18 protein-coding genes and 1 pseudogene are annotated in these 21,106 nt (G+C 61.5%); 10 read left to right on the top strand and 9 right to left on the bottom strand.

Going from position 1 to position 21,106, the window contains the following annotated elements; translation table 11 throughout:
• Positions 1-241: 241 nt before the first annotated feature.
• Positions 242-1,219, top strand: coding sequence for a LysR family transcriptional regulator (locus F9288_RS09860; protein ID WP_174836463.1), 978 nt, complete (start codon positions 242-244; stop codon positions 1,217-1,219).
• Positions 1,220-1,318: 99 nt separating this feature from the next.
• On the top strand, positions 1,319-2,611 hold the full coding sequence (locus tag F9288_RS09855; protein ID WP_217482618.1) for a D-serine ammonia-lyase: 1,293 nt from the start codon (positions 1,319-1,321) through the stop codon (positions 2,609-2,611).
• Here F9288_RS09855 and F9288_RS09850 read toward each other — a convergent pair.
• The 5 genes and pseudogenes from F9288_RS09850 to F9288_RS09830 form a co-directional block, all read right to left on the bottom strand.
• On the bottom strand, positions 2,608-4,437 hold the full coding sequence (locus tag F9288_RS09850; protein ID WP_174836460.1) for an NAD(P)/FAD-dependent oxidoreductase: 1,830 nt from the start codon (positions 4,435-4,437) through the stop codon (positions 2,608-2,610). The two genes, F9288_RS09855 and F9288_RS09850, sit on opposite strands and share 4 nt — an antisense overlap.
• A gap of 31 nt (positions 4,438-4,468) precedes the next feature.
• The gene (locus F9288_RS09845) at positions 4,469-5,986 is read right to left on the bottom strand and encodes an MFS transporter (RefSeq protein WP_174836458.1); all 1,518 of its coding nucleotides are present in this window, start codon (positions 5,984-5,986) and stop codon (positions 4,469-4,471) included.
• Between the two features lie 25 nt (positions 5,987-6,011).
• On the bottom strand, positions 6,012-8,531 hold the full coding sequence (locus F9288_RS09840) for a TonB-dependent receptor (RefSeq protein WP_174836456.1): 2,520 nt from the start codon (positions 8,529-8,531) through the stop codon (positions 6,012-6,014).
• A gap of 1 nt (position 8,532) precedes the next feature.
• Positions 8,533-8,679, bottom strand: a complete 147-nt coding sequence (locus F9288_RS09835) for a hypothetical protein (protein WP_174836454.1) — start codon at positions 8,677-8,679, stop codon at positions 8,533-8,535.
• 22 nt (positions 8,680-8,701) lie between these two features.
• Positions 8,702-8,860 (bottom strand): annotated as a pseudogene (locus tag F9288_RS09830) (SDR family NAD(P)-dependent oxidoreductase); the annotation flags it as partial.
• Between the two features lie 58 nt (positions 8,861-8,918).
• On the opposite strand from F9288_RS09830, the gene F9288_RS09825 reads away from it, so the two are divergent.
• Complete coding sequence (locus tag F9288_RS09825; RefSeq protein WP_174836451.1) at positions 8,919-10,256, top strand: TetR/AcrR family transcriptional regulator; 1,338 nt, start codon at positions 8,919-8,921, stop codon at positions 10,254-10,256.
• Between the two features lie 292 nt (positions 10,257-10,548).
• Here the strand turns inward: F9288_RS09825 and F9288_RS09820 are convergent, their stop codons facing one another.
• The 3 genes from F9288_RS09820 to F9288_RS09810 are packed head-to-tail and all read right to left on the bottom strand — an operon-like array spanning position 10,549 to position 14,108.
• Positions 10,549-11,388, bottom strand: a complete 840-nt coding sequence (locus F9288_RS09820; protein ID WP_174836449.1) for an ergot alkaloid biosynthesis protein — start codon at positions 11,386-11,388, stop codon at positions 10,549-10,551.
• A 22-nt stretch (positions 11,389-11,410) separates the two neighbouring features.
• A complete protein-coding gene (locus F9288_RS09815) occupies positions 11,411-11,878 on the bottom strand; it encodes a nuclear transport factor 2 family protein (protein WP_174836448.1) in 468 nt (155 codons plus the stop codon).
• A gap of 13 nt (positions 11,879-11,891) precedes the next feature.
• The gene (locus F9288_RS09810; RefSeq protein ID WP_174836446.1) at positions 11,892-14,108 is read right to left on the bottom strand and encodes a TonB-dependent receptor; all 2,217 of its coding nucleotides are present in this window, start codon (positions 14,106-14,108) and stop codon (positions 11,892-11,894) included.
• Between the two features lie 122 nt (positions 14,109-14,230).
• Here F9288_RS09810 and F9288_RS09805 point away from each other — a divergent pair, with 122 nt between their 5' ends.
• Positions 14,231-14,896 (top strand): TetR/AcrR family transcriptional regulator, encoded by a 666-nt coding sequence (locus F9288_RS09805; protein WP_174836445.1) that lies wholly within the window; start codon positions 14,231-14,233, stop codon positions 14,894-14,896.
• Positions 14,897-14,929: 33 nt separating this feature from the next.
• Here F9288_RS09805 and F9288_RS09800 read toward each other — a convergent pair whose 3' ends face one another.
• Positions 14,930-15,553: a TetR/AcrR family transcriptional regulator gene (locus F9288_RS09800; RefSeq protein WP_254621151.1), complete on the bottom strand. Its 624-nt coding sequence runs from the start codon at positions 15,551-15,553 to the stop codon at positions 14,930-14,932.
• Between the two features lie 89 nt (positions 15,554-15,642).
• Here F9288_RS09800 and F9288_RS09795 point away from each other — a divergent pair, with 89 nt between their 5' ends.
• From F9288_RS09795 to F9288_RS09770, 6 genes are all read left to right on the top strand, one after another.
• Complete coding sequence (locus F9288_RS09795; RefSeq protein WP_174836441.1) at positions 15,643-16,770, top strand: acyl-CoA dehydrogenase family protein; 1,128 nt, start codon at positions 15,643-15,645, stop codon at positions 16,768-16,770.
• A gap of 6 nt (positions 16,771-16,776) precedes the next feature.
• On the top strand, positions 16,777-16,920 hold the full coding sequence (locus F9288_RS09790; protein WP_174836440.1) for a hypothetical protein: 144 nt from the start codon (positions 16,777-16,779) through the stop codon (positions 16,918-16,920).
• 51 nt (positions 16,921-16,971) lie between these two features.
• Positions 16,972-17,265, top strand: a complete 294-nt coding sequence (locus F9288_RS09785; RefSeq protein WP_217482617.1) for a hypothetical protein — start codon at positions 16,972-16,974, stop codon at positions 17,263-17,265.
• Positions 17,262-18,443: an acyl-CoA dehydrogenase family protein gene (locus F9288_RS09780; protein ID WP_174836439.1), complete on the top strand. Its 1,182-nt coding sequence runs from the start codon at positions 17,262-17,264 to the stop codon at positions 18,441-18,443. Before F9288_RS09785 ends, F9288_RS09780 begins: the two co-directional genes overlap by 4 nt.
• The gene (locus F9288_RS09775; protein ID WP_174839006.1) at positions 18,440-19,504 is read left to right on the top strand and encodes a phosphotransferase; all 1,065 of its coding nucleotides are present in this window, start codon (positions 18,440-18,442) and stop codon (positions 19,502-19,504) included. Before F9288_RS09780 ends, F9288_RS09775 begins: the two co-directional genes overlap by 4 nt.
• 275 nt (positions 19,505-19,779) lie before the next feature.
• Positions 19,780-21,105 carry an LLM class flavin-dependent oxidoreductase gene (locus F9288_RS09770; protein WP_174836438.1) on the top strand — a complete coding sequence of 442 codons (1,326 nt, stop codon included), beginning with the start codon at positions 19,780-19,782 and terminating at the stop codon, positions 21,103-21,105.
• Position 21,106: the final 1 nt, after the last annotated feature.

Here is a 21,106-nt window from a genome sequence, read left to right as displayed (position 1 = left end):
CATACCTCTTCCCCTTCTTCCCTGAGCGTCGAGCTTTGTCGCCCGACATCCCTCGCGAGTTTCGAACCGTAAGAGCGCTGCTCAGCGCATTTTGCCGCGCTCCCGATCCGATCGGACCCGCGTGTTTTTGTCTGCCGGAAGTTTCGCTTCCGCAATGTTGAAGACCTTGCGAGACCATTAGCTAAAATTATAGGATGAGCGGCCCAGGTCGTTCGGATGACGCAAACCAAAGGGGAGCCGAATGGATCGCGATTCCGATGGTACGGGCAAACTCGACGGGCAGCTTCTGTCCGATCTGTGGTTGTTCCGTTCGGTGGCCCGGTTTGAATCCATCACTGCCGCGGCGCGACGACTTAACGTCACGCAAAGTGCCGTAAGCCAGCGCATCCTCCGATTGGAACGGCGATTAAATATTGCCCTTTTCGTGCGCAGGCGGGGCAGATTGCATCTTACCGAATCGGGCTACAACATGCTCGGCGCCATGAACGTCGTGTCCTCGACGTTGAACGGTGTGCTGGAGGATTTCGAGGGTGTGCGTCGTCGCGCGCTGGTAGTAAGCTGCGCTCCCTCGCTGGCGACCGAGTGGCTGGTACCCCGGCTCGAAGACTTTTACGGCCGAAATCCCGATGTTGAATTATCGATCAAGGCAGAATTAATTCCGACCTCGATCGACAATTTCGACGATCAAGGCGTCGACGTCATGATCGAATATCAAAAGGAACCGACGGCCGGGCTGCACGAACTCGCCTCGCTACAGGAATTGATATTTCCGGTTTGCGCCAAAGGGTATTTGATCGACGAGGGCGACAACCATCGCTCGACGGCGCGGCAGATCACGCGCCTTCACGATGTCGTACCCTGGGTCGATGGACCGATGTATTTCGAGTGGGATACCTGGGTCGTGACGGCGCCTGAATGGGCGGGAAAAGACTTTCTCGACCGACATTTTAATCTCGCCCACCTGGCTTATCAGGCGGCCCGGTCAGGGCAGGGAGTCGCCATGGGGCGGACAGTCTTGGTCCATCGGCTTATGAGGGGGGAAGAGTTGGTCGCAGCCTCCAAGCGGCCGCCGGTAGCCGGCGCCACGTACCGGGTTTTGGCGAGCCGCCCTGGGGGAACTCGTTCGCCGATCCGGCGCTTCGCCAAGTGGCTGATCGATGAAATGAAGGTCTCGCAGGAACAGACGTTGGCGATGTTGCAGGTGGGCGTGTCACGCTGACGTTTCCATAAGACTGACTAATGCAACACCAAGCTCTTCTGGATTGCTCGTCGGTTGGCCTTGTCCAATGCTGACATGACGAGCGCCGCACGCGCGGGCATGAAGGAGCAGGCGTTGGGACAGGTTGGCCGATCGGATTCTTGGGCCGGCAAAGGCGAATTGTGGATCAATCCGTTCCGGTCGAACCGAGTTGGGCGACTTGATCTCCTCCCGCAAATCGACCGCGCCATCGACAGATTTTTGCGTTTCGCGCCCGTGCTCGCTGCGCTGTTTCCGGACATGCCGCGGACCGGCGAGATTATGTCTTCGCTCCTGCCGTGGCCGGGATCGATCCGCGGCGTCGATCGCCTCTTCGTGAAGGCCGATCACGATCTCCCGCTTGCGGGTTCCGTGAAGGCCAGGGGCGGCGTGCACGAATTGCTCGTCTATCTAGAGGACATCGCCGCGGCCGAGGGCCTCGTGGAGGTGGGCGGCGACATGACGCCCCTGATCGAGGCACGCGCCCATGAGCGGCTGGCGCGTTATAGCGTGATCGTCGCCAGTACGGGCAATCTCGGATTGGCGATCGGAATCGTGGCTCGCGCCTTCGGTATCGCCACGGAAGTGCATGTTTCTGCCGACGCTAAGCACTGGAAGCGTGACCGCTTGCGCGCGATCGGCGCCACCGTCGTAGAGCATGCTGGCGATTATGGCGAAGCCGTCGCGAAAGCCAGGCGAATTCATGCGCGGTCCCCGAATGCCCACTTCGTGGACGACGAGCGTTCTACCAGCCTGTTCGTCGGCTACGCAACGGCGGGAGCGGAAATAGCGCGGCAGATCGCGGATCAAGGCATCATGGTCTCCGACGCCGAGCCGCTCACCGTTTACCTTCCCTGCGGTGTCGGCGGCGCGCCCGGCGGCATTCTGTTCGGCCTGCATCGTATTTACGGCAATGCCGTGCGAGGCATATTCGCTGAGCCTGTTACGGCCGCCTGCATGTTCCTCGCGCTCGCGCGCGCTGGTGGGACAAGCGTGTCCGTCTATGACTATGAATGGAACAATAAAACGATAGCGGATGGCCTTGCCGTCGCGCGTGCCTCTGACCTCGCCCTCGAAGCGGTCGGCGAGATCGCATATGGCGCCGTTACAGTATCGGACGATGCGATGCTGACATGGATGCACCGCGCCTGGCGGCTGGCCGGGCTGAAGCTGGAGCCTTCCGCCGCCGCCGCTCTCGCGGCGGCCGATCAATATCTAGCGAAGGCCGATGATCAGGCCCGCCAGGGCACGCACGTGGCGTGGACTACTGGCGGTTCGCTGATTCCGCAAGTCGAGTTTGAGCGCCTTCTTTCCGGCCCGCCCAGTTCGCCGGCAAAAGGCCTGCGCGACCGGATGCCGGGACTGAACACCTAGTGAAGATCGATGCCCGTCATGTCGTTCGCCGCACGCCAATCGCCGAGCAAACGGAAGAAAGCGACCGATCCCCTACCGTAAGAGGCATAACTCGCGAGCAGCGGGCTGGGTTTACCGCCTTCACCGTTGTAATAACCGGGCGTGCATTCCTCCTGAAACTTGCGCCGATCGAGCACCGCTTCCAAAATTTCCTTGGTCCACGCCTCTTCCGCTTCGACAGTCGGTTCGACCAGCGTTTTCTGTCGATCGAGCGTCTGGCGGATGATGTACGCGGCCTGGGTCGCTTGCTCGGCCAAGGCATGCGGATAGTTGACGGTGAACCCCGACTGGATCGTCGAGAAGATGAAGCAGTTGGGGAAATCGTGGCTCATCAGCCCGTGCAGCGTGCGGCATCCCGCTTTGCCCCATTTCTCCTCGAGCGTGATACCGCCGCGACCGCGGATCTGGTAGCCGGCGCGGCGCGCATAGCTCGTGCCGACCTCGAACCCGGTCGCGAAGATCAGGCAGTCGAGCGGATACTCCTTGCCGCCCGCGACCACACCCTTTGCCGTGATCCGCTCGACGCCCTGTCCGTCAGTGTCGACGAGATGGACGTTGGGGCGGTTGAACGTCGCCAGATAATCATCGTGGAAGCAGGGCCGTTTACAGAACTGGTTGTAATAGGGCTTCAGCGCATCGGCGGTCGACTGGTCGGCGACGATCGTGTCGACGCGGTGGCGGATCGATTCCATCTTCTGGAAGTCGGCGAGTTGGACGAGTTCGCCCGGATCAACGTTCGTTCCTTTGGCCTGCCTGTTGGCCCGCATCCGCGCGATCACGCCCAGATTGCGGATGATGTCGGTCCAGCCGTCGGCGACGAGATCCTCCTCCGCCCAGCCGCCGGAGACGAGCGTGTTGAAATTCTCCATGCGATGCCGGTGCCAGCCCGGCTGAAGCGTGCTCACCCACGCCGCATCGGTCGGACGGTCTCCGCGGACGTCGATCGACGAGGGCGTGCGCTGGAAGACATAGAGTTTTTTCGCCCCAGCCCCCAGATGCGGCACCGCCTGCACCGCCGTCGCGCCGGTGCCGACCACCTTGTCGGCCAGCCGCGTCAAGCCGCCATTCTGATCGCCTCCGGTATAGGCATAGTCCCAGCGGCTGGTGTGGAAGGTATGGCCCGCGAAACTCTCGATGCCCGGGATACCCGGCAGTTTCGGCTTGTGCAGCGGGCCGTTCGCCATGACCACGAAGCGCGCGCGAATGGCGTCGCCGCGGTTGGTCGAAACGATCCAGCGACGGTCGTCGTCGTTCCAGGTCAGGTCCGTCACCTCGGTCTGGAACAGCACGTCGCGATAGAGATCGTAATGCACGGCGATGCGCTTCGAATAGTCGCGGATTTCGGGCCCCCGCGAATATTTGCGCTCGGGCATGAACCCGGTTTCCTCGAGCAGCGGCAGGTAGACGTAGCTCTCGATATCGCACGCCGCGCCCGGATAACGGTTCCAGTACCAGGTGCCGCCGAACTCACCGCCCTTCTCGATCAGGCGAATGTCGGCGATCCCGGCGTCGCGCAGCCGCGCGCCCGCCAGCAGTCCGCCGAAACCGCCGCCGATCACCACGACCTCCTTCTCGTCGGTCAGCGGCGCGCGGTCGATCGGCGCGTCGATATACGGGTCGTCGAGATAGTGGGCGAACTTGCCCGCCATCTCGACATATTGCTCGTTGGCGTCGGCGCGCAGCCGCTTGTCGCGTTCGGCGCGATATTTTGCCTTCAGCGCCTTGGGGTCGAAGCCGATCTCGGCCTGTGCCGGGAACTCCTGAGCCTCGGTCGCGGTACTCGTCATGCGTCTCTCCTGGCCGCCTCGGCGGCGTGGGTCATTCGGCGGGGTTCAGTCGGCCACCGCGATCGGTCAGTTCCTCGCCGGGAAATTCGCTCTCGCTGCCGGGCAAGGGCGCGGCGTGCGATTCCGCCCGCGCCAGTTCGGCGAGGCGCCGTTCATGCTCGGCCCGCCCGCCGAGCGGGAAGCGATGCACGAAATACGCCGCCAGCAGGCCGAGCGCGACGAGTGCGCCGCCATAGGTGGTGACGAGGTTGCGCAGGACCTCGGGCTTGACCGTCCCCGGCGTCGCACCGGTCGGGAAATGGACCAGCGCGAGGATCACCCCGGTCAGATACAATCCCAGACCCGACACGCATTTCTGCATGAAGAACATGCCCGCGAAGTAGAGCCCTTCCGACCGCCGTCCGGTCTGCTGCTGCGCGTCTTCCACCACGTCGGACATCATCGACGCGCCGAGGATCGACCCCGCTACCCCGAACGAGGTCGCGATCGCGACGTTGAGCATCAGGAGAGGGAACAGCAGCGGGTCGCCATTGACCGGATAAAGGCCGGCGAAGCGCATCACGAACGGCAACACGCCGAAGATCGGATAGAGCACCATCACCGTGACGCCCGTCGGCCGCTTGCCCCATTTGCGCGTACCGAACGACGCGATGCCGAACGCGATCACCACGCCTGCCATCACCGCGACGATGAACAACCCGACGATCTTGGCCGGAAACACCCAGAAGTAGGTGTTGACGTACACCGACAGCGCGAAGGTCAACCCCTGTGCCGTGAACCCAAAGATGCCCGACACGAACAGCATCAGGAACGCGCGGTTGCCGAGCGTACGGCCGATCCCGCGGAACGTCTCGCCCAGCGACGTCCGCTCGGGATTGGCGCGCGGGAGGTGGCGGATCTGGTCGTGCGTCCCGAGCGACGAGATCAGGATCGCCGCGGTCATCGCGATCGCCGCGATCCAGGCATATGTGTGATAGCCCGCCGGGTTGAGCTGGCCGTTGGGATATTGCGGCGTCGGCGCGAGCAGGACGATGAAGGTCAGCAGCGTCATGACCATGCCGCCCGCCCAGCCGAACAGATAGCGATAGCCGAGCACCGAAGTGCGCTCGGCATAATCGGCGGTCAGTTCGGGCGCGAGTGCGCTCGACGGCACCTCGTAGCAACTGATCGCGGTCCGCACCGCGATGGCCACGCCGACCAGATAGATCAGCGTCACCGTCTGGTTGCCCGTTGGCGGGTTCCACAGCAACAGATACAACAGCCCGACCGGAACCGCGGCGGCATACATGAACGGATGCCGTCGCCCCCACCCGGCGCGGGTATGGTCGGAGAAGTGCCCGACGATCGGGTCGACGAACGCGTCGAGCACCAGCGCGATCAGGATGGCGAGCCCGACCAGGTCGGCGCGCAACCCCACGATCTGGTTGTAGTAGAGCAAGAGGAGCGTCTGGAAGCCGTTATCCTTGATCCCATACGCGATCGAGCCGAACCCGTAGGCGAGCTTGGTGCGCAAGCCGACCTTGCGCTGTGCCGGGGACGTGAGTTGCATGGCGCTCTTTCTTCGCTGCCGCCGATCAGAACTTGATGTGCATCTCGGCGCCGATCTGGCGCGGCAGCGTGTACGAATAGGTCTTGCCGAACCCGGCCGCGTTCGTGCCGTTGGCGCCGGTCGCGCCGTCATAGCCGAGCGTATTGAACAGGTTCCGGGTGTAGAGGATCAGGGTCAGCTTCTGCGACGGGTCGACCCAGGTGATCCGCGCATCGACCTGATCCCAACCCGGCGTGCGGCCAGTTTCCGACTGGAACACGTCGTAATAGGCATCCGACCGATAATAATAGCTTGCCGCGAGGTACAGGCTGCCGGCGTCAGGGCCGAGCGGGACGTCGTACAAGGCGGTAGCCGACAACTTGTGCCGCGATGTCGCCGGCGTCCGATTGCCGACGATGCTGACCGGATTGTTGCCGGGCTGGTTGGGATCGTCGAACAGCTGCGGCGCCTGGCGGATCGTCGAATCGAGATAAGCGTACGTCCCGCTCAGCTCGAACCGGGGCGTGACGTTCCAGCGCGCCTCGACCTCGGCGCCCAGCGCGCGCGTTTTGTTGATGTTGAAAAAGTTCTGCGTGGTGAGCCCGAGCGCGCCGTTGCCGAGCGCGACGAAGATCGGGATTTGGGCATTGCGGTAGTCGTAGTAGAACCCGGTGAGGTTGAGCGTCAGGTCCTTTGTCGGCCGGCTCTTCAGGCCGATCTCGTAGGCGTCGACCTGTTCGTTCTTCACCTCGGGGCTGGCGGCATAGGATCCGAGATTGAATCCGCCGGCCTTCATTCCGCGGTTGTAGCTGACATAGACCATCGCATTGGGGCTGATCGTATAGTCCGCGCCGAGCCGCCACGACCACCCGCTGAAGGTATCGGCCAGCGACCGCGTCGCCGGCCCGCTTCCCGCGATCTGCAGGACGTAGCGGGTGATGTCCTGGCCCGCCGTGATCGGCCCGCACCCTCCGAAACCGATCACGCCGAAGGGCGGGTAGACGCAATAAGCCGATCCGACCGGGTTCCAGTTGACGAGCCGGTAGGTTTCGAAGCCGCTCTTCTTGTCCGACGAATAGCGCAGGCCGGCGGTGACCTTCAGTTGCTCGGTCAGCTTGTAATCAACTTGGCCAAATCCGGCATAGCTGTCGGTCTTCAGGTCGCCGCTGCCGCTGTAGTAAGCGCGCAGCGGGTTGGCCGGGCAGCTCGCGGCGAGCCCGAAGTTCTGATCCACGCAGATCGGATTGGCCAGCCCGGCCGCCATGTTGTCGGTGCCGTCGCCGCCCTGATACCAGCTAACCGGCTGGTAGTAATGTTCATGGAACTGATAGGCGCCGATTACCCAATTGAAGCGATCGCCCGCTCGTGAGTTGGAGAGCGTAACCTCGTTCGAATAGTATTTCTTGTCCTCGACGTAACGCTGAATATAGGTCGGATTGTACGTGTACGTGCCGTATGCTGATGCGTTGGGATCGCCGGCGGCGATCGAGCGCTTGGTCGCCGCCGTCTGATCGAAATCGGTGTAGAGCGTGTACAGATACTGCGAATAACCGCCGACATATTTGAGCTGAATGTCGCTCCCCAGGTCAGCGCGGAAATTGACCACGAAATTGTGGTTGCGCGACAGGGTGTCGTTGTCGGTCGTGTTGGTATTGATGGTGCGCGGGTTCGTTACCCCCGGATTGGCGACGGTGTAGCCATACCCAGGATTGGGAACGACCGCCCCCGACGGAAACAGGCTCGCGGTCGCATAGGGCGTGACGAGGTTGGCGCTGCCGTAATTCTCATGATCCCATTCGGCATGCGAATATTTTAACCATAGCTGCGCCTTGTCGCCGAAATCATATTGCAGCTGCGTCTCGACGAGGAAGCGACGCTGCGCGCCTTTGCCCTGGGCGGGACCGATATTGGTGAACGCGGTATCGAGCGGCCGGGGTCCCATCTGGACCGACACGCGACCTTTCAGCCCGCCAGTGATCGGTCCCGACAGGTAACCCTCGGCGATCAAGCCGCCATATTGGTCGCCGGTCAGGCGGAATTCGCCTTCGAAATGGTCCTTGGGCCGCTTCGAGATGACGTTGATCGCGCCGCCGACCGAATTGCGCCCGAACAGCGTCCCTTGCGGTCCGCGCAGGATCTGGATCGAATCGACAAACATCGGCGATTTCGACGCCTCGGCGTTCGACGACGTGTAGAGCCCGTCATTGTAGACGGCGACGCCCGGATCCGACCCGATCGTGTTGGTCAGTCGACCGACGCCGCGCAGCGACAAGCGGTCGAGCGTGGAATTGAAGGTGAGGCCCGGCGTCGCGTTCGACATGTCCTGGATCGTGCGGATACCGATCTTGTCGCGATTCTCGGAGCTGAAGACGGTGACGGCGACAGGCACCTTCTGCAAGCTCTCGTCGCGACGCTGCGCGGTGACGATGATGTCGTCGTCGCGGTCGGTCGACGGAGAGGCCTCAGGCGACGTCGATGTCGCCGATTTCGAATCGGTCGATTGCGCCGCGGCGATTGCGGGCAGCATCGCGGCGATCGCCGCGCCGGCAAACAGATAGGCCTTCATCTCATCCCCTCCGACTGGGCGGCCGGTGCTTTGTCGGCATCCGGTCCGCGGTTGTTTTGTTGCTCAGGCGCGGATCGACCATCAGACCGCCGTCGACCGGCAGGTGCGCGCCGGTTACGGACGCCGCGGCGTCGCTCGCCAGGAACATCGCGGCTTCGGCGACATCATGCCTCGGCGCCCGCGAGATCGCGGTCGGCTGCAATTACGATCGCGCCCTCCGCCGCCATCGCCTGCGCGCTCGCGCGGCCGATACCCGATGCCCCGCCGCTTACCAGCGCGACCTTTCCATCGAAGCGGGCATTGCCCTCCTTTCGAATCGTCCTCTCCATATTCAATCTTGGAAAAAAACAGGTCCATGTCAAATTTCAATGTTCGATATGCCGATCATTGCCGCCGTTTTTCTCGGCAATTCGCGCTATTTTTCAGTTCGCACAAACTTCCCTTTTCCCCATGATACGTAACGATATACCTGAAAGCGCCGTGGGAGCCGATTGTGCCGCCCCCATCTTCAGCTATAATGGCGCCATGTCCGCCGAGCCCGTGCGCCAGACCCAACGCTTCGCGCGCCGCCGGGGCGAGATTCTCGATGTCGCCTCCGAACTGATCAACGTCCACGGCACGCGTGGTATGACCTTGACCGCCGTCGCCAAGGCGCTCGAACTCGATACGTCGAGCGTGACCTATTATTTCAAGCGCAAGGATCTGCTCGCGGCGGCCTGTCTCGAACGCACGTTGCTATGGTTGCGCGATGCCGCCGCCACGGCCGCTCACGAACCCGATCCCCGCGCGCGCGTCCACGCCTTCCTTCGCGCGCAGTTCGATCTTCATCATCGACAGCGCGATCCGAACGTGGCCCGCCTCGCCCTCCTGTCCGACATGCGCGCGCTCGACGACGATACCCGTGCGCCGCTCGATGACCTCTATGCCGAGATGTTCCGGATCGTGCGCGGCTTCTTCGCGTTCGGCGAAGAGCCTGGCGCGCGGTCCCGATCGCTGATCTCCGCCACCGTGCTGCTCCAGAACGTTCATTGGACGTCGGCGTGGTTGCCGCACTATCTCGACCGCGACCTAGACCGCGCCGGAGAGCGGCTGTTCGACATCCTCGATCGGGGACTCAGCACAGGTCGGGCCTGGCCGATCCGTATCGAACCGCTGGAGGAGCAGAGCGGGGACGCGCATACGCGCTTCCTCCACGCCGCAACCAACCTCATCAACCGCGAAAGCTATATCGGCGCCAGCGTCGAGAAGATCGCGGCCGAGCTCGGCTTGTCGACCGGCAGCTTTTACCACCACCTCGACAACAAGGACGATCTGGTCGTCGCCTGTTTCGATCGCACCCACGCCCTGCTCGAAACCGCACAATCGCGTGCCGACGCCAGCGGCCGCGACGAAGGCGAACGACTAGCGATCATGGTGTCGAGCCTCGTCGCGCTGCAATTCGCCGGGGAAAGTCCGTTGCTGCGCACCAATACCTATCAGGCGCTGCCGTTGGAGTTACGCGGGCGCATGCTCCAGCGCACCGATCAAGCGACGCGCCACGTCGCCGGAACGATCGCCGACGGCATCGCCGACGGCTCGATCCGCACGATCGATCCAGAGATTGCCGGCCACTCGGTAATGGCGGCGATCGATTCCGCCGGCATGCTCCGCCGTTGGGCCGAACGGCGCGCGCTGGACGAAGCAGCCGGCATGATCATTGATGTGGTGCGCTCGGGTATTTTCTAGCTGTTCGATCCCACGGTTTGATGGTGTGATCCTTTCGCATGGGAGAAAGCGATGGTTGTCGCCTTTCGGCGGCACACGCTCCCGCTGAGCATGCGCTATCGGTCGTGCCGGAACGATGATGCCGAGCTTCGGTCGAAGCCGCGCGAACTGGCTCAGCGGCGCCGTCGATCCGGCTATCGCCGGCTGCATATCAGAGCATTGCTCGAATCCAAGCAGCTAAATCTCTATGAGGTTGATGCGAACGTTCCCACACAGCGATGCTCGTCCACATGATCGGCCACGAATCAGCCCTTCATCCTTTTCTCCAAACAACACCTGCATCTCGTACAAAATCCGCAAAACGGCGCGGCTTGCGTCCGGTCAAAGTCGCCACGACATCGGTGGTCGGCTCGGCTTTCCCAGCAAGCTCGCCATCCAATTCCGCCAGCAATGTCGCATAGTCGGCCGGCAGTCCCATCATCTTCTGAATGCGATCCGACAGTTTAGCAACGGACAGCTTGTGGTGAGTGATAGTGCGGCCAACCGATTCAGATATCATGCCGGCGACTTCATCGTGAGAAAGTGATTCAGGCCCGGTCAGGATAAGGTCGCCGCTCGGATAATCGACATCAGTCAGCACAGCCGCAGCTACCGCCGCAATATCCTCCGCGCTGATGAAGGCGACCCGGCCGTCGCCAGTAGCGGAATAGATGGCATCTTCTTGCACGATCGTCGCTCGATGCTGTTGCTCGGAGAAGTTCTCGAACCACCAGCTTGCGCGCAATACCGTCCAGGACGGCGCGTGGTCCGCGATATACGCATGGACAGGTCCCATAAGCGGCCCGTCGCGATCGACGGTCGACCCACTGAGAAGCACCAGGCGCCCGACACCCTTGTTCAAGAGGTGATCGATGAACGGCCGCATAGCCGGCAGAAGGTCAAACACACCGCTTGGCGCGAGCAAATAGGCTGAGGTGATGTCCCTGGATGCGAGATCGAAGGTGGCGGGATCCAGCCAGTCGAATTTCAGGCCGCCCTCTCCGCCACGCGACGCGACACGCGGCAGGTGACCTTGCCCCGCCAACGCACTCGCGACGCGCCGACCGCTCTTGCCGGTGCCACCGGTCACCAGAATGGTTTGCTTGCTTGTCATGCGCTTCCCCTGCTTGCCGTCATCACCGCCCGACCGCGGGATCGGAGGTTTGCTTCATGCCGAATTCATGAAAACCGGCAGCCCCTCCCATCGCGCCAAATGCAATCAGCGGATTCCAATAGTCGCGATAATGACGGATCTTTCCGTCTTCGTGGAAGATGACCGCAATGTACCGTTGCGGATAGGGAGCGTCCGTTCCGATCTCGTGGCCGTCGACATGGAATTCGACGATCAGGCCGTTCTCGCTGGAATATACTCCGTCTTTGTGAATGGCGGTGAAGACCAGCCTCTCCGGGAACCCGGCGAGATATTGCGCAATGGCTTTTTGGCCCTCGACCCTCCTGGGATAGCCATCTGGCGCGAAAGGAAATTCCAGAACACCATCGACCATGAACAGACGTCCCCAGGCTTCCGTATCGCCTCGGGTTAGATCATCGAGCGCCTTGAACAGGTCAGTAACAACAATATGAGCGGAATCTCGGTAATTCATGTTCTTGTCCCGATCAGAATTTATAGCTGATAAAACCCAGCACCGTCCGCGGTTCGCCAGGCTGCGCCCCGGCCGTGAAACCGTAGTAGGTCGCAACGATATATTTCTTGTTGGTGATGTTGTTCGCACGGACACCGATCTGGATCGGTGCGTTGGCGAGATCCAGGACAAGACTGCCATTCAAGAGTAAACGGCCGTTCGCGCCGAGGCGGATGTCGTTCAACGGTGTATAATAGACTTTGGATTTGTAGATCCCCTCGACTCGCAAATGCGCGGTCGACAACACGACGGGAACGTTGAGCTGTAGATAGGCATTGCCCGCCCATTTCGGCGCATCATTGAGGCGCTTGCCATCAGGATCGATGACCGTATTCGTAAAATTGTCGATCGCCGGGAAATTACCCTTGTACCGCGCATCGAGATAGGCAAGCGCGCCCCCCACGTCGACGACCTGCGACGGGTGCAACGCCAGTTCCGCCTCGACCCCCTTGATGTTCGCCGCCTTTGCATTGCTGACCAATTGGGCGACGCTGTCCGGCAAGAAAATGAATTGATTGATCTGAAGGCCTTTGTAATCGTAATAAAAGCCGGCAAGGTTCAGCGTGCCGTTTAACGGCGCAATGCGCGTCTTCAGACCTGCTTCATAGGCCCATACCGTCTCAGGCCCGTACTCCGCCGCATCAATCGAGCTCGGGCTGATCAGGAGGTTGTAGCCACCGCTCTTGAAGCCACGCGTTATCGACGCATAAGCCAGAATATCGGGTGTGGCCTGATACTGAATACCGAATTTCGGCGTCAACGCCCGCCGAATGTTACGCCCCCGGAAAATCTCGCTGACGCCAGCCGCTTGCTGGGTGAGGTCGCTCGTCAGCCCGCCTTCCGCACCGGGTGGATCGAAGGACTGCGTTCCGTCGACGTTGACGGCGCTTTTGCGGTCGATTGTGTAACGCAGCCCAAGCGTGAACTTCAAACCGGGCACCAGTTCATAATCCGCCTGGCCGAAAGCGGCGACGGACTTGGTTATCGCCGTCATGCCCTGGGTGATGAGCAGCGATTCGAAAAGGCTGGCATTGTAGAAGCTGAAGACTCGCTCGCGATAGCCGAAGAGACCAGCGACATAGGAGACAGGACCCGCCTTGCCCGCGATATTGAATTCCTGGCTCCACTGGCTCTGGTACTCCGGAAACTGACGGGTGTGGAAGAGCGGCAGTTCGGTGAAATCGAGATCGCTTTCCAGCGTCGTGAAGGAGTGGCGATAGGCCGTGATTGATGTCAGGGTCGCTCCGCCGAGATCCCATTCCGCCCGGAGGCTGACGCCCCATTGCTGCATCCGATCACGGTCCGGCGCATCTTGCGCCGTCTGAAAAAATCCGGGATCCTGACCGTCCGGCGTCACCGGCGAACGGCGGATGTTGAACGGCGCGTAATATTCGTTGGCATGGTTATAATCGGCAGCCAGGATCAGCTTCAAGTTGGCCGAGGGCGTAATCTTTATCTTGCCGCGAACCGCCTCGCGCCTTTCGTTCCATTGATCGGGAAGCGCCGGATTGAGTTCCTCGATATAGCCGTCGCGCCGCGATATGCGACCGGCGATCGAGGCGGACACCAGATCCGAAACGATCGGCACCGAAATTTCCCCCTCCAGTCGACGCAGCGCGTAATTGCCAAGTGTCCCACGAACCATGCCGCCAAGCTCGTTTGTCGGGTCGCGCGTGATGACGTTGGTCGTGCCGCCGATGGCATTACGCCCGTACAACGTGCCCTGCGGTCCACGCAGGACTTCGACGCGATCGACGTCGACGAAATCGAGGTTGGCGCCCGTCGGTCGCCCGTAATAAACTCCGTCCACCTGAAGGGTGGTGCTCGGATCGCCGCCAGCGAAGACATTGTTGGTGCCGATGCCGCGAATGGACGAGATCGCCCAAACGGTATTGAATGTATAGTTGAAGCCCGGAGTGAGCTTCGCCACGTCAGCGAGCGATACGGCGCCGCGCGTTTCGAGGGCAGCGCCGGAGAAAGCGGATATGGCAAGCGGAACTTTTTGAAGCTGCTGTTCGCCGGATTTGGTCGCGGTGACGACGATATCGTCGCTGACAACCGGCTGTGCCGGAGCATTGCCGTTTGCCGCTGGCCGGGCGGGTGATTCCACAACCTGTGCAGAAGCCTGGGTGGCAACAAAAATAACCGGCGCGACGCCAAGCCAAAGCGCAGTCCTGGTCGGAATCGACATACACTCCCCCCTCTCTCTCATATTTCACGGCGTCCGCCCGCCTATACGTACGGAACGGTACCGTTCCGTTCTTACTAACGTTTTGGATGGAACGCAACCGTTCTGTCGTGTAATGGTCGATTATGTTGAACAGAACCAAAAGAGCGCCATCGGGGGCCGCCGTCCTCCAGCCGGATCGCACCCGGGCAATTTGGCGCGCGGCAATCGTCGAGCTGGCCGCAACAGGCTATGCCCAGATGTCGATGGAAGTGGTCGCCAAACGTGCTGGCGTTGGAAAAGCGGCCCTGTATCGCCGCTGGCCTAACAAGGAAGCGATGATTATCGCGCTTGTCGAGGCAATCGAGATCGAAATCATCACAGCTGACAATTGTGGTTCGCTTGGCGCGGATATTGCCAATTATATCGAAAAGGCATTACGCCTGCTCAAGCGCCCGCTGTCTTCACGGATACTGCCGTCGCTTTATTCCGAGATGAGCCGCGACACGGCTCTGGCGGACGCAATTCGCCGGACAATCGAACGCAAAAAGCGCGATAGCGTGACGCAATTGATTGATCGGGCAGTTGGACGCGGAGAGGTTTCGGACGCCGTTGACCGTGAGCTGGTGTACGATATGCTGATTGGACCGCTTTACTGGCGGGCAATCATTTCCAAGCAACCGATCGACGAGATGGAATATCCCCGCCTGACGGCAGCGGCGGTTGTCGGCGCGATCCAGGCGCTCGACCGTGCCGCCGCGGGATCGGGACGGCGCGCTGTTTCAGGGAGGCAGATCCGGGTGCTGTCATAGGCGGCAAGATCATTGGTTGCGATCCCGCTCGATTCAAACCGCCTTACCCCCATTTGCCACACCATTCATGAGCAGGGCGACCATTATACTGGCGATGTCGTTCGCTGCCATCGCACCGTCAGGCTTGTGCCATCTGGCAGGCCAGTTCAGCGCCCCCGCCAGGACGAAAGCCGCCATCTTGACATCCACCGCCCCGATCGAGCCATCTTCGACCGCATCCGCGATGAGCGTTCGCATCGCCAGGTCGATCTCGCGTTTCAGCGCGCGATAGCGCGGCAGGCTTTCCCGCGCCAGCGCCTCTTCCCCGGTGCGAATGACGCAACGACCGAAATCGTCCATATTGATTTCGGCATAGCGACGCAGCAGGTGTTCCAGCCGCTCGCGACCTGTTCCCTCCGCCGTTCTCGCTTCTTTGGCTGCCGCCAGCACCTGCTGCAGGCCGATGGTTATACATTCCAGCAGCACCTGATCCTTGCTGGCCAGATAATGATAGATGGTGCGCTTCGAGATGCCGAGGCTGGCCGCGACATCGTCAAGCGACGTCGCATGAAAGCCGCGTTCGTTGAACATCCGGACAGCCGCACGCAGCACGGCCTCACGTTTTGCCGCGCGATCGGCAGCGCGCTCGCCCGGAGTCCTGAAGGGTGAAACTGTCACATGATTTCCCGACAAAAGCCCTGAGCCGTTGACAGAAAACGACGCACCGCTCAATACACTCATGAGTGCATAATATACTGATGAGTGTTATGGTCCTATCCGACACACAATCGGCCATTCGCGATGCGGTCCGCGCTTTTGCGCAGGACCGGATCAGGCCCAACGCGCGCGCCTATGAGGAATCACGGGGATTTCCGCCGGAATTGTTTGAACAATTGGCCGAATTTGGCTTGATGGCCATGACAGCTCCCCAATCGGTCGGCGGCGCGGGGACCGACTATATTTCATACGCGCTGGCGCTGATGGAAATAGCCGCCGCGGACGGCGCACTCTCCACGATTCTCAGCATCCAGAACAGCTTGATCGTGGCGAGCCTGGTCAATGACGGCACGCCTGAGCAACGGGCGCGCTTTTTACCCGATCTGGTGACGGGCAAGGCAATCGGCGCTTTCGCCCTTACCGAAGCGGACGCCGGCTCGGACGCCGCCGCCATTCGGACCCGTGCGGTCAGGGTCGAAGGCGGTTATCGCCTGACGGGCGCCAAGCAGTTCATCTCATCTGGGCGAATCGCCAGCATTGCTATCGTCTATGCGGTGACGGAGCCGGATGCCGGCAAGCGCGGAATTACCGGGTTCATCGTGCCGACCGACAGCGACGGTTACTCCGTCGACAAGGTGGAGTACAAGCTGGGCCAGGCGGCCTCCGACACCTGCGCCATTCGCTTCGACAACCTCTTCATCCCCGCTTCCCTCCGGCTCGGCCGGGAAGGCGCGGGTTACGGGATCGCGCTGGCGAATCTGGAAGTCGGCCGGATAGGCATCGCCGCGCAGTGCATCGGCATGGCGCAAGCCGCTCTCGACGTAGCGATCGACTATGCCAAGGTTCGCACCAGCTTCGGCAAGCCGATCATCGACCATCAGGCTGTCGGTTTTCGTTTGGCCGATCTCGCCGCCCGGCTCGAAGCCGCACGCCAGCTCGTGCTGCATGCGGCAGCGATGAAGGATGCTCACCAACCTTGCTTGAAGGAAGCATCGATGGCGAAGCTGATCGCGTCCGAAACGGCGGAAGCAGTGGCATCCGGTGCGATCCAGACGCTTGGCGGCCATGGCTACCTGGAAGAGTTCACGGTCGCGAAAATCTACCGCGATGTCCGCGTCTGTCAGATTTACGAAGGCACGTCGGATATCCAACGAATGGTCATCGCGCGTGCGTTGTAATCGCACATGGCCGGGCCGTTCCAGATGTTGAACGATGTGGTCGTCATCGTTGCGCGAATCCTGACGCCCCTGATCGAGGCGTTGCAGAATCGCGGCCTCAGGCGCGAGCCGGCCGCACTATGCATCGGCGGGGCGTTGCCACCACCCTGACCATCGAACCCAATTCAACCCGAAAGGAATTTTCTGTTGAATATGAGAAGATTGCCCGCAATCGTCACGGGTGGCGCTTCCGGCTCAGGCACGACTTTGCCGATCGCGCGCGAGTTCGACCGATACGGTACTCGCGCGGTGACGATCGCACCCGGCCTCCTTCTGCCCTTGCTCGCCTCGCTGCCACAGGAAGCCCAGGATTCATCCGGACGACAGGCCCCCTTCCCCAGCCGGTTAGGTCGGCCCGAGGAATATGTGATGATGGCGGAACAGGTCCTCGCCAACCCTGCGCTAAACGGTGAAGCCATCCGTCTTGATGGCGCGATCGGGATGGCCGCGAAGTGAGCGCCGGCCCCGAAAAGACCGCTGCGATCGCCGCCAGGGTCGAAGCCTTCGTCCGCGAGGTGGTCGTCCCTTACGAACGCGATCCCCGGCGCGACCATCATGATTGCCCCGCCGAAGAGCTTGTGACCGAGCTTAAGGAAAAGGCGCGCGCGGCCGGCGTGCTGACGCCCCATATTCTGCGGGACGGAAGTCATCTCACGCAGCGGGAGACCGCGATCGTCCTAATCCGCTCCGGCCTCTCGCCGCTCGGCCCGATCGCATGCAACACAGCAGGTCCCGACGAGGGCAACATGTTTCTGCTCGGCGCGGTCGGCAGCCCTGAACTGAAGGCCCGCTTCCTGCAGCCGATGATCGAGGGCCGCAAACGATCCGCCTTCTTCATGACCGAGCCGGCCGACGAAGGCGGCGCTGGATCCGATCCGTCAATGATGAAGACTATTTGCCGACCGGAAGGCGATCATTGGATCGTTAACGGGCGCAAGGCATTCATCACCGGCGCCGACGGTGCCGGAACCGGCATCATCATGGCAAAGTCGGACAAGGGCGCGTGCATGTTCCTCGTCGACCTGCCTGATCCGGCGATCCGGATCGAACGGGTTCCAAGGACGATCGACAGTTCGATGCCGGGCGGTCACGCCGTGGTCGTCATCGACAACCTGCGGGTACCGGCCGACCAGATGCTTGGGCGGCCGGGCGAGGGCTTTGAATATGCGCAGGTACGGCTCAGTCCCGCACGACTTTCCCATTGCATGCGCTGGCTGGGCGCCTGTTTGCGGGCGCAGGAGATCGCGACCGATTACGCCAACCGGCGCACTGCTTTCGGAAAGACGCTGATAGACCATGAAGGCGTCGGCTTCATGCTGGCGGAGAATTTAATCGACCTGAAGCAAGCTGAACTGATGATCGACTGGTGCGCCGGCATATTGGACGGAGGCGCGACAGGCACGGCCGAAAGTTCGATGGCGAAAGTCGCCGTATCGGAAGCCCTGATGCGCGAGGCCGACCGATGCGTGCAGGTGATGGGGGGGACAGGTGTCACCGACGACACCATCGTCGAACAGGTGTTTCGCGAAATCCGCGCCTTCCGAATCTACGACGGGCCAACCGAAGTGCACAAATGGAGCCTGGCCAAGAAGATAAAGCGCGAGTGGCAGACGAGCGGATCGGTCGCGACATGAGCGCGCTTGGCCAGGATGCCAATGCCGGCACCACGCCGGTGCGTGAAGGCTCACGGTTCGACGAGGGGGCGCTCGATCGCTGGATGGCGAGCCATGTCGAGAATTATCGTGGCCCGCTTGGCGTGGAGCAGTTCAAGGGCGGTCAATCCAACCCGACCTACAAGCTGGTGACCCCCGGTCGCAGCTATGTGCTGCGTCGCAAGCCGCCAGGCGAAATGCGCAAGGGCACACATGTCGTGGATCGGGAAGCGCGAATCCTTACCGCGCTGGGCGACACCGGCTTTCCAGTCGCCCGCGTCTATGGCCTTTGCACGGATGACAGCATCATTGGCAGCTGGTTCTACGTCATGTCGATGGTGGAAGGCCGCATCTTTTGGGACGCGGCCTTTCCCGGAGTCGGCGATGCGGCGCGGCCCGCCTATTTTGATGCAATGAACGCCGCCATGGCGAGATTGCACAAGACCGACTTTTCCGCGCTCGGGCTGGCGGACTATGGCAGGCCCGGCAATTATTTCGCTCGCCAGATCGGCCGCCTGTCCAGACAGTATCTGGAGGACGTGGACGCTGGCCGCGATCCCGACATGGATGCGTTGGTCAAATGGCTTCCCACCGCGATCCCGGATGATGACGAGAGCAGCATTGTCCACGGCGATTTTCGCTGCGACAACATGATCTTTCATCGAACCGAGCCGCGCATCGTCGCGGTGCTGGATTGGGAATTGTCCACGCTCGGTCATCCCTTGGCCGATTTTGCATATCACGCGCTGATGTACCGGATGCCACCTGATATTCTGGCAGGACTGGCGGGCGCGGACCTCGCCGCGCTCAATATACCGTCCGAAGAGGAATATATCGCCCGATATTGCGCGCGAACGGGCCGAACCGGGATTCCGAACTGGGATTTCTACTTAGCATTCAATTACTTCCGCATCGCAGCGATCTTTCACGGCATAAAGGGCCGGGTCGCGCGCGGCACCGCATCGTCCGCGCACGCCCGGGAACGCGTAAAAAGTTTCCCGATACTCACCGCGCTCGGTCGACAGGCGATGGACCGTTTCTGATCGGCGCGAGCCGTCGTCGCAAACCGCCCCGCCGCCAGCATGCGATCGACCTGCCCTTGTCCCAGGCTCTCTTCGGCCCGGCCAATCTTCGGATCGGCATATGGTCGATAAATCCGCCGCTCCAAATGTGCATGTAGCGCATTGGCCTGCCCTTTTCCCTGAGCCCAGGTCGCCTTGACTTACCGATCCGTACAGGTATGATCCCACCGGCGAGTTGAAACGCGGTCGCTCGCATTGCCGATACGATTGCCAAAGGCGCCAATGGGAGAAGACGGATGCGGTCGGGTTTCATGAAGCTGGGCGCCATGCTGGACGGCATTGGCGGGTCCCATTGGGGGTGGCGCAGGGCGCACATCGATCCCCATGCCAGCACCGACATCGAGTGCTTCATCGCGGAAGCGCGGAGCGCCGAGGCCGCGAAGATCGATTTCATCTTCATCGCAGACACCGTTTCGATCACGCCCACGTCGTCGCCACACTTTCTGAACCGGCTAGAGCCAATGACGATGCTCGGCGCGCTGGCCGCGCATACCTCGCACATTGGCCTGGTTGGCACTTTATCGACTACCTTCACCGAACCGTTCACCGCCGCGCGGCAGATCAGCTCGCTCGACCTCATCAGCCACGGCCGCGCGGGATGGAATGTCGTAACTTCCGCGCTGGAGGGAGCCGCCTACAATCACAGCCTCGATACGCTGCCGCCGATCGAGGATCGATATCGGCGCGCGGGCGAGCATGTCGCGGTGGCGAAGGGCTTGTGGGATTCGTGGGAGGACGACGCCTTTACGCCGGACAAATCCACCGGCGTATTCTTCGATCCGTCCAAATTGCATCCGTTGATGCACAAGGGCGAATTCTTTCGCGTCGACGGACCGCTCAACATCGCACGCTCGGCGCAGGGTCATCCGGTGCTGTTCCAGGCGGGCGCGTCGGAAGGCGGGCGCGATCTTGCCGCGAGAACCGCCGACGCGATCTTCGGCCTGGTCAAGTCGATGCAGGAGGCCAAGGACTATTATGACGACGTAAAGCGTCGCGCCGTCTCATTCGGCCGATCCGTCGAAGATATCGTCTTCATGCCCGGCATTGACGCGATTGTGGGCGAAACGCAGGAGGATGCGGAGCGCAAGTACAAGAACGCCTGCGATTACATGCGGTATGAAGAAAGCCTGGGCTGGGTAAGCTTTATCTTCAGCTATCACGATTTCAGCCAGTATGATCCTGATGCATTGTTCCCCGATTTGGGCGATGTCGGCCAGAACGCCTATCGCAGCCAGGTCGATTATATCCGAAAGATCGTGGCGGAGGAAAAGCTGACGCTGCGTCAGGTGGCGCACCGGTTCGCGATCCCCCGCACGGACTTTATCGGCAGCGCGGAGCAAGTCGCCGATGCTTGCGAGCGCTGGTTCAATGCCGGCGCCGTCGACGGGTTCATGCTGACCGCCTCGGTCGGGCGATTGCAGGACTTTTATGAACTGGTTGTTCCGATCCTCCAGAAACGGGGGCTGTTCAGGACTGAATATGAAGCGACCACGTTTCGGGGCAATCTGGGCCTTCCCGCCGTCCCCAATCGCTACACCGTAGCTCGCGAGAGCGAGCGATGAC

This window comes from Sphingomonas sp. CL5.1 (genome assembly GCF_013344685.1).
Classification (GTDB): domain Bacteria; phylum Pseudomonadota; class Alphaproteobacteria; order Sphingomonadales; family Sphingomonadaceae; genus Sphingomonas.
This window is presented reverse-complemented; position numbering and strand designations above follow the sequence as displayed.